Below are 12,483 nucleotides of genomic sequence, written 5' to 3'. Positions count from 1 at the left end.
GACTCAGTGAGGCGTCTCGTCCGTCGGCGCGGGAGCGCCGACGCCTTCGGCCGTCTCCCACTCGTCGAGGCTCATCAGCAGCAGCTCGAAGTAGTCGCGGAGCTTGCCGCGGTATTCGCGGCTGGCCGCGCGCAGCCGGGCGGACTCGTGCTCCCATGACTCCTCGCCCGGCGCCACGTGCTCCGAGCTCGCGGTCGACAGCAGCTCGTGCCGCTTGCTGCGCGCGTCCTCGATCAGCTCGCGGCTGTACCGCTGGGCGTCCTGGATGTACTGGTCGGCGGTCTGCTGAGCCTGGGACAGCAGGCTCGCCGCGTACACGTGAGCCTCGTGCATGCGGCCCGCCACGGCCTGCGACTCGGCGGCGCCCGCGGGCTCCACGCGCGACAGCCCGCTCCCCCGGCCGACGGGGGTCGTGCCCGCTGCCTCCGCCGGCGGCTCCTGCGGTTGCTGCGGGAGCGCGGCCTGCCCGGAGTCGGTGACATACCCGCGCAGGAGCTCCAGCTCGCCCGCGAGCGCGTTCTTCTCCTGCGTCAGCCGGGTCAGCTCCTCCTCCACCCGGTCCAGAAGGCTGTTGACCTGATGCTCGTCCAGCCCTCGTTTGCCCAGCGGAGCACGCCGGAAGACGATGGAGCGCAGCTGCCCGGGCGTCAGCCGTTCAGTGGAGGAGCGCCCGAGCGACGCGGGCTCGGCCTTGCGTGGCTCGTCCCACTGCGGCTCCTCCCAAGATCCATCCGCTGTTTCGCCGGGCTCGTGCCAGACCTCGGCCTCCGCGTCGCCGTCGCCGGCGAAGTCGAACGCGTCGCCGTTGACGTGGAAGCCGTTGCCGGTGTCCGGCTGGCCGGGGTATCCGGTGTGGAAGTGCTGGACCGAGTCATTCATAATGCGAACCTCTGTGGTGGAGTGGCCGCGCTCGCGAACCTCTCCAGGCGTATACGACTGTCGCTGAACCCGTTCTCGCGCAACATGCTCACCGTGCTGTCGACCATGGCAGGCGGCCCGCACACGTAGGCGTCGTAGCCGCCCCATCGCCCGTAGCGGCTGACGACCTCGCTCACCGTCCCTGAGGCGGCGACGTCCGGGTCGCCGATCTCGGACAGGGCGGCTCTGACGTTGAGCCAGGAGTGTCGCTCGGCCCACGTGCGCACGATGTCGAAGTCGTAGAGCCCCTCGGGTTCGCGCGCGCCGACGAACAGGGAGACCCACGGCGGCACCGGTAACCTGATCACGTGCTCCAGAATCGCCTTTATCGGAGCGAATCCCGTGCCGCCCGCGATGAGCAGGATATTCCGCTCGGTATTCGGATTGAGGGTGAGAGTTCCGGCGGGCGCCCCGAGTTTGACGATATCGCCCTCGTGCATCTCACGGACGAGTGTTTGACTGACCGCGCCGTCGGCTTTCACATGAATTTCGATGGTGTTGTCCTGCCTCGGCACATTCGCCATCGAATAGTAGCGCCACATGTTCGGCCATTTTCTGACCTCTATGGGCGCCGATTGGCCGGGCACGTACGGGAAGGGCTCGTCGACGAGCAGCCGGAGAACCGCGGTGTCGATCGCCCTGCGCTCGTGACTGATGATCTCCGCCGACCAGTGCGGCGGCCTGTTGGTCGAGTCCTGCCGCGAGCCGTCGACGAGCACGTGCGACAAGGCGGCCAGGAACGCCCGCCACTCGCGCTCGAGCTCGTCGTTCCAGGCGTTCCCGGAGAACCGCTGCATGGTGTTGACCACGCTCGCGCTCCACTGGGCGTAGTGCTCGGGCTCGGTGCCGAACTTGCGGTGGCTGCGGGCGAGCTGGTGCAGGTAGGGAGTGATCTCCGTCAGGTTCGCGCAATTGTCCACGGCTAACGCGAGCGCGCTCATGAGCCGGTCGCGCTGGCTCCGCATGTTCACCGGAAACATTTCCCGCAGCTGTGGCGCGCGGAGAAACATGTCGGAGAACAGGTACAACGGCACGCCATCCCCGTACTTGGCGACCAGCTCGAAGTTATCTCTTAGTCGCTGACAGCCCAACAAGGCCCCCCCCAGCGGCGCTTCGCACCCCGAGAAACAAGTTACTCAAGCGAGTCTAGACAGGGCAGCATCGGATGTCCATTAATACTGGTAAGTCAGGTTTTCTCTCATTGACAGCGGCGGTCGAGCGACAAGCATCCGACGTACATGGCGGTTGCATCGCATCTCGATCGGTCACGGACCCTGCTCCACCCGGACTTCTGGACCCGCCGCCCGGCGCCGCCCGCTCACCGTCCTGGGCGGCTTTCCCCGCGCCGGCCCGCCGCCCGAGCTTCGCTGGGCCGGTGCGGCCGTAATCCTGGCGGGTCATCGTCAGCAACCCCGCATCATGCGCGAGGTGCCGAGCCTGCTGCGGGCCACGGACCTGGAGCCGGTCTGGGCCCGCCCCTACGCCCACGCCGATTCCGGTGTACCGAAACCCTGGTTTCGGGCCTAATCGCCGCAGAATTTCGGGAGCGTTCCCATCGCTCCCACAAGCCCGCCACCTGCGAATACGCTTGTGATTGAATATTCAATCCGTCGCCTGAGCACGTGATAGCTGCGACCAGCGCCCCCTAAGAGGGGTATTGACATCGCAGGCAGACGGATCCACGGCTTTTTGCGGTAAAACGTTCCATCCTTTCGGATGTGCTGCGGACATCCGCCCTGAACTGGGCTTTTGCCCTCTCGCTACAGTTAGTCAGTGCGAGTGCAAATATGGGCTGGTCCCTTATCTCATATTGAGATCGACATTGTCCGGACAGGTGGCATACTGCGTTGGGAGCGCTCCCGAAAATCTTCATCACGTCCGAGGACCGGTAGTGAACCTGCTCAACGCTCCCCGCCCATGGGTCGCGCACATCTGGTGGATCGCGCTGGCCATCGGGGCGACCGGTTTCGCCTTCGTATGGCTGGCCACCCCGCACACCAGGGAGATCGAGGCGGCCTGGCAACTGGGCGCGCGGCTCCTGGCCTTCGCCTGCCTGTGCTGCGCCGTCGCGTTCTTCCCGTGGGTGTCCCCACGCCTGCATTGGCTGCTGTACGTCCCGTTCGTCTTCCTGACCGGATACCTGGTCCCGCGGATCAGCTGGTTCTACTACGGCGACGGTGCGCGGGCCCAGGGCGACAGCTTCTACACCCACCTCTACCTGCTGCTCTATCCGGGAATCGTGCTCACGGTCGCCGCCGCGTACCGGATCGGCGGCGGCTCGCCAGGGCGCTGCCTGAAGATCCTGGCCAGCGGGGTGCTGATCGTGTTCTCGGGCTTCCTGGACGTGATGTGGCAGGTGGTCAATCCGGTGGAGATCCCCGAGGTCATCGACGCCCCGCACATCAACCTGTTCACCGGCGGCCCGGTCTCGTTCGGGGGAGCGATCCTGTTCACGCTCGCGCATGTCCCGGTCATCGTCGGGATCAACCTGCTTCCTCTGGATCGCTGGATCGGGCGCTGGACGGGGCTCGGCGCCGACGCGGACACCACGGGGAGGAAGTGACCCTTGCCGAACACGCCCATCGAGATCTCAGTGGCGGCCCCCGCCTACAACGAGGCGGAGAACATCGCGGCCGCGGTGACGGAATGGCGGGACTATCTGGAGTCCCACCCCGCGGTCGGCGCGTGGGAACTCGTCGTCTGCGACGACGGCAGCTCCGACGGCACCGGGCGGATACTCCACGACCTGCGAGCCGAGTGCCCTCAGCTCGTCGTGATCACGTTCGAGCGCAACCGGGGTGCGGGGGCGGCCATCGCGGCGGCGATCGCGCACACGCGGCTGGACTGGGTGGTGCTGCTCGACTCCGACGGCCAGTTCCCCATCGCCAACCTGGACCGCTTCATCGAGCGTATCCAGGCCGGCGACGGACACGCCTTCTCCGGCGCGCGGATCAGGAAGGCCGACAGCCTGCCGTACCGGTGGGGATCGGCGATCAGCGGCGCGGTGAGCAACCTGCTGCACCGCACCCGTTACCGCGACTTCAACTCGATCTTCAAGGTGGTGCACGGCTCGCTGTTCCGGGCGTTGCCGCTGGAGTCGGCCGGCATGAACTGCTCGACCGAGATCACGGCCCGCGTCGCCGAGCTGGGTCACGCGTGGGTGGAGCTGCCGATCGAGCACCGCGAGCGCGGCGGCGGCAGCCGGGGCTGGCGCTTCTGGCGCGGGGCGCGGGACCGGGCGCTGTTCGTGGGGTACCTCGGGCTGCGCCACTGGCTGCTGCGCCGCGGCGTGCTGCGCGCGCAGGACCTGGGCGAGCGGGCTTCGCTGCAGGAGGTCCGATGAGCCGGGCGGCGGTGGCGATGTTCAGCGGCGGGCGCGGCGGGGCCGGCATCGCGCGCGCTCTGCTGCGCACGTCCGGCCTGGAGCTGTCGCTGCTGATCAACGGGTACGACAACGGCCTGTCCACGGGCGCGCTGCGCCGCTACCTGCCGGGCATGCTGGGCCCGTCGGACTTCCGTAAGAACCTCCTGCTCCATCTGGAACGCGACGACCCACGGCAGTCGCTGCTCGAGCACCGGCTCCCGCCGGGGACCACGATCGGCGACCTGAACGAGCTGATCGACCGCCTCGCCGGCTCGGCGCCGCTCGCGGTGGCGACCCGCGAGGCGGTCGTACGTGACCTGCGGGTGTTCGCCGAACGGCTGGCCTCCGACCCGCACGGGCTCGAGCTGGCCGACTGCGCGGTGGGCAACCTCGTGTTCGCCGGCGCGTACCTGCGGCTGGGCGAGGACTTCAACGCGGCGGTACGCGAGTGCGCGCGCACGTTCGGCTCTCCGGCGCGGCTCCTGAACGTCACGGACGGCGCGAACGCCTTCCTCGTCGCGCTCAAGGCGGACGGGCGGGTGCTGGCCGATGAGGCCGACATCGTGGCGCCGCAGGATGCGGCCGCCATCACGGGGTTGTTCCTGCTGGCCGAGCCGCTGACCCGGCGGGAGCGGGCCGAGCTGGCAGGGCGGCCCGCCGAGCGGGTGCGCGAGCTGCTGTCGCGCCGTGACGTCCCGGCCGCGCCCAACCCGGAGGCGTTACGGGCCATCAGGGACAGCGACCTGATCGTGTACGGGCCGGGCACGCCGCACTCGTCGCTGCTGCCCAGTTATCTGACCGGAGGCGTGGCCGAGGCGATCGCCGAGAGCCGGGCCGTGGCCAGGGTGTTCGTGGTCAACATCGGGGGCGATCACGACATCCAGGGCCTGTCGGCGCCGGACCTGGTGGACCGGGCGCTCGCGTATCTGGGCGATCCGGGCAACGAGCGGCGTACGATCACGCATGTCCTCAGCCATCGTGGCGCCTCCCGCGGGCTGGCGGTTCCGCTCGGCGTGCTCGAGCGCGGCTCCTGGGCCGGGGCCCGCTGGGTCAGCGCGGACCTGGAGGACGCCGCGCGCCCCGGCACCCACAGCGGCCCGAACACGGCCGAGGCCCTGCACGCGGTGCTGGCCGAGACGCCGCTGGCGCGGGCCGGATGAGCGGCGCTGTGGGCCGCGCGGAGCGAGCCGCCGCGGACGCGGGCCGGATCAGCGGCGCTGTCGGCCGCACGGAGCGAGCCGCCGCGGACGCGGACCGGATCAGCGGCGCTGTGGGGGCGGACCGGACGGGCTCGGTGATCGCCGGGCGGCGGGTGTGGTTGTGCGATCTCGACGGCACGCTCGTCGACTCCTTCCCGGCGCACGATGCCGCCTTCCGCCAGGCGATCGCCGAGCTCGTCCCCGACCGGCTCCCGGGCTTCCGGTACACCGACCACGCGGGGGCGAGCACCGCCACGGTGGCGGCAGTCCTGACCGGCGACCCGGACCTGGCCGGTCGGCTGGCCCGGCGCAAGCAGGAGCTCTACCGCGAATACGCCGCATCAGGCAGGGTCCGGCCGTTCCCCGGAGCGCGCCGCCTCCTGGACCGGCTGGCCGCGACGGGACGGCAGGCATACCTGGTCACCAGCGGGAGCCGCGGATCGGTGGAGCGGGCGCTGGCGGCCTGTGCGCTCGGCGACGTCTTCCGTGACGTGATCACCTCCGACGACGTGCCGGTGAGCAAGCCCGACCCGCGTTTCTACGGCCTCGCCTGCGACCGCTGGGGTGTGGACCCGGCCGAGGCCGTGGCGCTGGAGGACTCCGCTCACGGGGTGGCCTCCGCCGTCGGCGCGGGGCTTGCGACGTTCCACGTGCACACCGCCGAGCCGCTCTTCGGCGCGGTCGCGGCCGGGACCCTGGACGACATCGTCTCCCTCTTGGAGGTGGACCAGTGAGCCATCGTGTCTGCGCGGTGATCCCGGCGGCCGGGCGCGGCACTCGCCTGGGGCACGGCGTACCGAAGATCATGATCGAGATCGCGGACGGCGTCACCGTCTGGCACCTGCTGCACCGGCGGCTGCGACCATGGGCCGAGCACGTCCACGTGGTCCTCTCCCCCGACGGCGAGCCCCTCTTCCGCGAGCTCGCGGAGCTCGCGGAGCTCGCGGAGCTCGACAGCGCGGCGGTGTCGGTGAGCGTGCAACCGCAGCCGACCGGCATGGGGGACGCGATCTTCGGCGCGGCCGGTCACTGGGCGGCGTACGACACGATCCTGGTGGTCTGGGGCGACCAGGCGAACCTGTCGTCGGCGACCGTGCGCGACGTCATGGCGGCCCACCCGGGCAAGGGGCTGACCGTGCCGCTGGTCGCGATGCCCCAGCCGTACGTCGAGTACGAGCTGTCCGGGCGCGAGCTCGTCCGGGTGCGGCAGTCACGTGAGGGCGAGGAGTGCCGGACCGGCGGGCTCAGCGACGTCGGCGTGTTCTGCCTGGCCACGGACGGGCTGCGGGAGGCCTGGGAGCGGTACGCGGCCCGCCCCCTCGGACGCGGGGCGGCCACGGGCGAGGTGAACTTCCTGCCGTTCCTGCCGTACCTGTCGCAGGCCGAGGGCTGGCCGGTGACCGTCGTGCCGGTGTCCGATCCGGCCGAGGCACGCGGGGTGAACACCGCCGACGACCTGGAGTTCGCCCGGCAGGCGTACCTGCGGTGCCCGGACTGAGCGCCCGCTCGCGCGTGCCGGAGAGGGTGGCGCGTTTCGTGGCGGGGCACAAGTGGGCGGCGGGGCCGACGCTGGTCAGCACGCTGGCCAGCGGCATCGCGGCGGCGACCACGCTGGTCATCGCGCGTGGCGCGGGGGCGGCGGCGTTCGGCAGGTTCACGGTGGTGCTGACGATCGCGCTGGTCGTCACCGTCGGCATGCTGACCAGCCTCCACTACGTCATGCTGCAGGAGCTGCCGCGCTCGAAGCCCGAGCGGCGGCCCGCGCTGATGACGACGGCGCTCCTGGCCACGCTGGTCGTCAGCGCCGCCCTGGCCGCGCTGGGGATGCTGACGGCGCCGCTGCTCGCGCCCGTGCTGAACGTGGACGAGCGCACGCTGGCCTATGGCCTGGCGCTGGCGGCGTCGATGACGCTGAACCAGCTCGCGGAGAGTTTCCTGAGAGGGCTGAAGAGGTTCGCGTTCGTGGCCGGGCTCAAGCTGGTGATCGCGGTCGGGTACCTGGCCGCCGCCTGCTTCTGCCTGCTCGTGCTGGGCATCAGGGACGCCGAGCCGTACGTGGTCGCGCTGATCGCCACGAACGCGACCTTCGCGCTGGTGGCGGTGGCCGCGGTCGAGGTCCGGCCGCCGGCCTGGTCGGCGCGCCTGGCCAGGTCGCTGTACCGGCACGGCGGGTACATGACCGCCATCGCGGGGCTCACCGGCGTGTTGTTCGGCGTGGACGTGATCTTCCTCAACCATTGGGCGGCCCCGGCCGACGTCGGCGTGTACTCGGTCTACAACGGCTTTCCCAAGCGGCTGATGGGCGTCGTGTTCACCGACGGGGTCGGACTGGCGTTGCTGCCCATGATGGCCACCGCGGACAAACCCCTGCTGATGCGGCGGATCGCCCGGCTCGTGCCGGCCGTCGCCGCGGTCACGGCGGTGTTCGCCTTCGCCGCCAGCACGGTGTTCTTCCTGCTGATGGGCGACGACTATCCGTACGCGCCGGCGTTGATGGGGCTGTCGGCGCTGGGGATAGGCGCGCACATGGCTTTCAACCTCTATTCGGTTGCGCTGTCCATGGACGGCGTACGGGGAGCGAAGGTGCTCATCTGCTGCCTGGTGGTGGGCACGCCGTTCGCGCTGGCCGCGCTGGCCGCGTGCATCCGCTGGCAGGGGCTGGCCGGCGGGCTGGTCGGCTTCGCGGTGGCCAATCTCATTCTGCTGGCCGTCGTGGGCGTGACCACCGCCCGCGTCTACTCGCGCGCGATGGAGGGCGCGGCATGAGGATCGCCTTTGTCATCAACCAGTTCCCGCCGAACATCACGGCCGGTCTGGGCAGGTACGCCGAGCTGATCACCCCGCACCTGGCCCGCGACCACGAGCTGGAGATCTACACGCTCAACGACGGCCAGCAGCCGGTGGACGAGCAGGTGGACGGCATCACCGTCTACCGGCCCCGGACCCCTCTGCTCCGTGGACGCAGGCTCAACCGCACCCGCCGCGCGGAGTTCCTGCTGCTCGCGCTGAGCGTCGTGGTCAGCAATCTGCGCTACGTCCTGCGGCTGCGCCGCGGGAAGCGGCCGGACCTGGTGGCCGTACACGACTCGACCAACTTCCTGTCCGGCCTGCTCTGCCACTACGTGCTGCGGCTCCCGGTCGTCTTCCACGTCCACACCACCGAGTACGGCGTCGCGCCGCAGCGCAGCATCACCGACCCGCTCAACCTGTTCGCCGCGCTGGAGCGGTGGCTGGCCAGGATCTCCCGCCGGGTCGTGGTGGCCACGCCGGAGGTACGCGACCAGGTCGTGGCCGCGGGCTGGACGCGGACACCGATCGACGTGGTGCCGCTGGGCGGGACGTTCGAGCCGGTGCTCGCCGGCCTCGACCGCCAATCGCTGCGTGCCGCGGCCGCGGCGCGGCGGCTCGAGCTGGGGTTGTCGGAAGCTGACCGGGTGCTGCTGTTCGTCGGCAGGATCGAGCGGCAGAAGGGCGTGTACCAGCTGCTCGAGGCGATGCGGGCGGCGGCGGCCGCGGTACCGGGGCTGCACCTCGTGATCGTCGGGGAGGGCGACGAGCTCGGCGTGCGGCGGATCGCGAACTCGGCCGGGCTGCGGGGGCGGGTGCTGACCTCCGGGCGGTTCGTCCAGGGCCGGGAGCTGCTGGAGTACTACGAGCTGGCCGACGCGTGTGTGTTCCCGTCGTTGTTCGAGCCGTTCGGGCTGGTGGCGACCGAGGCCATGGCGCTGGGCCGGGCGACGATCCTGGGTGACGGCTTCTCGCGGATCTTCCTCGGGCCCGATCCGGCTCGGCCGGCGGCGCGGTTCGTACGGGCGAGCGAGCCCGCCGACATCGCGCGCGGCGTGATCGAGGTCATGACGGGCACCGCACTCCGCCGGGCACTGGGCGACCGGGGCGAGCGGTTCGTGCGAGAGAACCTGAGCTGGGATCGTGCCGCCGCCGACACGATCGAGGCCTACCGGGCGGCGCTCAAGCCGCGACGGGGGGCGGTCAAGCCGTGACGGAGGCGCTCAAGCCGTGACGGGGGCGCTCAAGCCGTGACGGAGCCGCGCGATCGGGCGCCGGCCGCTCAAGCCCTGGCCGGGCCGGGCCGCAGGAGGCGCAGCGAGCCGACCGCCAAGCCGGTGACGAGCACCACGTGCACGGCCAGATGGACGGCCATGAAATAGGCGGTGAAGGCGACCCCACGCTGCCGGTGCACGAACCGCAACAACTCCGGATCGGCCACGACGAACCACCCGACCAGCACCACCGGCACCGCCAGCAGCGCCGGGGACAGCAGGCCCAACGGCAGGCAGGCGAGCGCGAGCGCACAGGCCATGATCCCGGCACGGCTGTTGGCGTTCTCCGGCTTGGCCGCGCCACGCCTGACCGTGGCCACGGCGAGCGGGATCAACGGCAGAGCACGCCGCCACTGCTCCGTGAGCACCGGCAGCAACCGGTGCCCCTCGTCGTGGCGGCCCATCACGGCATCGGTCAGCACGATCCTGGTGCGGACCGCCAGCCGGCTGCTGTACTCCACGTCCTCGCAGTCCCGCAGGCTCTCATCGAGCTTGCCGGCCTCGGCCAGCACCTCGCGCCGGACGGCGGCCAGCGCGAACACCACGCTGTTGACCTCGCCGAGGTGGCGCCGCCGCCAGTGCACCTGGTGAAGCAGCCGATACCACTCGACCGGCCCGTCGTCGATGAGCGGCTCGGTGTCGTACACGCCATGCACACACCCCACGCCGGGGTCCCGCTCCAGGACCTCCAGTGCACCCGCCACCGCATCCGGCCGCAGCGCAACATCACTGTCCAGGAAAAAGATCACCTCGCCGGTCGTGTGCTCCACCCCGGCGTTCCTGGCCGCCGAGACCCCGCGGTTCTCCGGCAGGCGTACCACGCGGCACCCGAGCTCTTCGGCGATGGCCGGGGAGCCGTCGGAGCTGGCGTCGTCCACCACCACGATCTCGTCCGGCACCCGCGTCTGGGACAACACGGACTCCAGGCACAGGCGCAGGGTCTTGCCGGCGTTGTAGCACGGCACGATCAGCGAAACTCTCGTCACGGTCGGGACCCTTCGCGAACGGTTCCTCCTAGGGCCGGACGCCACTGCCACGGCCCTCCCCATGATCTCGCACAAACCCCCGCCCGGTCAGCGTATGGACGAGGCGGGCGTGCGGCCGTTCACGGTGACGCTCCGGCCTTTGACCACGAGCCAGATCATGAGCACGGCCTCGCCGACGAAGGTGAACACGGACACTTCGAACGTGTAGCCCGGGACAAGAAGCGCACCCAGGGTGTCCACGAGATAGCCGAGCCCGGCGATCACGAGGAGGACGCCCACCCACGTGGGCACATAGCGCGACTTGTACGCCAGGTATCCCAGCAGCGCCAGGTGAACACCGAAGAGGCCGAGAGCACCGTCCCAGATCTCATGAAAGGTATTGATCTTCGACAGGGCCTCGGCGTGTAACTGATCCGTGGTGCCGGCGGCGAGGAGCCGCGGCACCGCGGCGAGCTGGGCGATCGCCACGGTGAACACTCCCGCGTGAACCGCCCTGAGCCAGGCCGCGAGCGTGGCGAGGCCTTCATGGACCGGCGCGAAGAAGACCAGAAGCGCCCAGGCCGCGACCACGTCGAGAATGGCGGTCAGGAAGAAGCCGGCCACGCCGTACCGGAACAGCGCCCCCGCCTCGCGTATGTCGTGGGCCGTCTTTTCTGCGTCGCCTTCGGTGACGAGGTTCTCCATGACACCGAAGTTGGCGAGGCCGGACAGGACGGCCAGCGCCAGGAGCGCGGCTCCGGCGATCAGGGCAGCCCGGCGGATCGGCTGATGGGTTGTTTCGGTCGTGGTCATGCTCTCTCCCGCTGGCGATCTCGGCGATGTCAAGAATCTTTGACATCCCCCAACGTAACGAATCTTTGACGTCATGTCTAGAATCTTTTACATCGCCGGCCCTGCGGACCGGCAACCGCGAAGAGGAGAGGGGCCCCCAGCACCTGCCGGACCTCTTGGTCCATGACGATGACGGCGAGCAGGACCGTGAACGGGCAGGTCATCCGCAGCAGCGCGCCGTAGGCGAACGCGTGCAGGACGACCAGGGCGAACAGGGCGTAGTGAAGAGATCGCCGGCGTAGCCGTGGGCCTTGAGCCAGATGATCACGTGGACCAGGCTGCACGTAGACGGGCGACCGGCTACGGCGGCCCGCTCACCCGCCGGAGGCCGGTCATGATGACCGTGACGAGACGGTGGACAGCATCTTCGGACGGCAGCTCGCCGGCCCCGGAAACGGCGTGCAGGCAATAGGTCGCGAGCTCGTCGGCTGGGACGTCGTCGCGGAACGCCCCGCTCCGCGCGCCTTCCGCCAGGAGGTCCCCGATCATGTCGTGCAGCCGTCGATGTGCCTGCGCCACCTGTTCGTCGCGGTGCAGGAACGCCCTGACTGCGCTGTCACCGTGCCCCCGGGACTGCCGCGAGATGAACGCGTAGGCCACCAGCACGTGCTGCAGTCGCGCGCCGGCCTCGCCGGCCTGGTCGCGGACGTGGGCCAGATGGTCCAGGTGGGTGGCGACCTGTCGTTCGTGCCAGGCGAGCAGGATCGTTTCGATGTCCGGGAAGTACTTGTAGAGCGTTGCGCGACCGATGCCGGCCTGCTCCGCTATCTGGGACATGGTTACCGATCTCAGCCCGTGCTCGGCCACCAATGCCGAGGTGCACTCGAGGATGGCATCGCGTACATCACGACGATGCGCCTCGATCGTCTCTTTCCACGGTCTCGGCACTTCTCGAGCATAAAGCACGAGAGGATCAATAGTGCGATGTATTAAATAGGACATATTGCTTAGTAAATATGGCTCCTGGCCGGTCCCAGAACCAACGCCATCATGGACACCGGTGCCATCACTTTCCGTGTGGACATGGCTCCATGGGGTTATGTTCTCACCATGTTGATCCTCGCCCGGTTCACCGCCGCCGCCGCTCTGCTGATCGAACTCGCGGCCTGCGCCGACTCCACCGC

The 12,483-nt window shown here is 69.8% G+C and carries 13 protein-coding genes; 7 read left to right on the top strand and 6 right to left on the bottom strand.

Annotation, left to right across the window (positions count from 1 at the left end):
* Positions 1–3: 3 nt before the first annotated feature.
* Positions 4–879 (bottom strand): DivIVA domain-containing protein, encoded by an 876-nt coding sequence (locus ETD86_RS11065; protein ID WP_170222995.1) that lies wholly within the window; start codon positions 877–879, stop codon positions 4–6.
* On the bottom strand, positions 876–1,928 hold the full coding sequence (locus tag ETD86_RS11060) for a globin domain-containing protein (protein ID WP_342779259.1): 1,053 nt from the start codon (positions 1,926–1,928) through the stop codon (positions 876–878). The genes ETD86_RS11065 and ETD86_RS11060 overlap by 4 nt, the downstream gene beginning before the upstream one ends.
* 881 nt (positions 1,929–2,809) lie before the next feature.
* Between ETD86_RS11060 and ETD86_RS11055 the strand changes: the two genes are divergently transcribed.
* From ETD86_RS11055 to ETD86_RS11025, 7 genes are read left to right on the top strand one after another with little or no spacing between them, the layout of a single operon-like run.
* Positions 2,810–3,481, top strand: a complete 672-nt coding sequence (locus ETD86_RS11055) for a hypothetical protein (protein WP_138666038.1) — start codon at positions 2,810–2,812, stop codon at positions 3,479–3,481.
* Positions 3,482–3,484: 3 nt separating this feature from the next.
* Positions 3,485–4,261, top strand: a complete 777-nt coding sequence (locus ETD86_RS11050; protein WP_138666037.1) for a glycosyltransferase family 2 protein — start codon at positions 3,485–3,487, stop codon at positions 4,259–4,261.
* Complete coding sequence (locus ETD86_RS11045) at positions 4,258–5,442, top strand: 2-phospho-L-lactate transferase CofD family protein (RefSeq protein ID WP_138666036.1); 1,185 nt, start codon at positions 4,258–4,260, stop codon at positions 5,440–5,442. The genes ETD86_RS11050 and ETD86_RS11045 overlap by 4 nt, the downstream gene beginning before the upstream one ends.
* Positions 5,439–6,215 carry an HAD family hydrolase gene (locus ETD86_RS11040; RefSeq protein WP_246147844.1) on the top strand — a complete coding sequence of 259 codons (777 nt, stop codon included), beginning with the start codon at positions 5,439–5,441 and terminating at the stop codon, positions 6,213–6,215. Before ETD86_RS11045 ends, ETD86_RS11040 begins: the two co-directional genes overlap by 4 nt.
* Positions 6,212–6,979, top strand: coding sequence for an NTP transferase domain-containing protein (locus ETD86_RS11035; protein WP_246147843.1), 768 nt, complete (start codon positions 6,212–6,214; stop codon positions 6,977–6,979). Before ETD86_RS11040 ends, ETD86_RS11035 begins: the two co-directional genes overlap by 4 nt.
* Positions 6,967–8,247 carry a lipopolysaccharide biosynthesis protein gene (locus ETD86_RS11030; protein WP_138666035.1) on the top strand — a complete coding sequence of 427 codons (1,281 nt, stop codon included), beginning with the start codon at positions 6,967–6,969 and terminating at the stop codon, positions 8,245–8,247. Before ETD86_RS11035 ends, ETD86_RS11030 begins: the two co-directional genes overlap by 13 nt.
* Positions 8,244–9,482, top strand: a complete 1,239-nt coding sequence (locus tag ETD86_RS11025; protein ID WP_138666034.1) for a glycosyltransferase family 4 protein — start codon at positions 8,244–8,246, stop codon at positions 9,480–9,482. Before ETD86_RS11030 ends, ETD86_RS11025 begins: the two co-directional genes overlap by 4 nt.
* Before the next feature lie 68 nt (positions 9,483–9,550).
* Here the strand turns inward: ETD86_RS11025 and ETD86_RS11020 are convergent, their stop codons facing one another.
* The 4 genes from ETD86_RS11020 to ETD86_RS11005 all read right to left on the bottom strand — a co-directional run bounded on the left by ETD86_RS11020 (position 9,551) and on the right by ETD86_RS11005 (position 12,301).
* Complete coding sequence (locus ETD86_RS11020; RefSeq protein ID WP_246147842.1) at positions 9,551–10,528, bottom strand: glycosyltransferase family 2 protein; 978 nt, start codon at positions 10,526–10,528, stop codon at positions 9,551–9,553.
* Positions 10,529–10,615: 87 nt separating this feature from the next.
* A complete protein-coding gene (locus tag ETD86_RS11015) occupies positions 10,616–11,320 on the bottom strand; it encodes a DUF4386 domain-containing protein (protein ID WP_138666033.1) in 705 nt (234 codons plus the stop codon).
* Positions 11,321–11,397: 77 nt separating this feature from the next.
* The gene (locus ETD86_RS11010; RefSeq protein WP_138666032.1) at positions 11,398–11,643 is read right to left on the bottom strand and encodes a hypothetical protein; all 246 of its coding nucleotides are present in this window, start codon (positions 11,641–11,643) and stop codon (positions 11,398–11,400) included.
* A 16-nt stretch (positions 11,644–11,659) separates the two neighbouring features.
* Positions 11,660–12,301, bottom strand: coding sequence for a TetR/AcrR family transcriptional regulator (locus ETD86_RS11005; RefSeq protein ID WP_281286896.1), 642 nt, complete (start codon positions 12,299–12,301; stop codon positions 11,660–11,662).
* Positions 12,302–12,483: the final 182 nt, after the last annotated feature.

Source organism: Nonomuraea turkmeniaca, from assembly GCF_005889735.1.
In the GTDB taxonomy this organism is placed as follows: Bacteria; Actinomycetota; Actinomycetes; order Streptosporangiales; family Streptosporangiaceae; genus Nonomuraea; species Nonomuraea turkmeniaca.
This window is presented reverse-complemented; position numbering and strand designations above follow the sequence as displayed.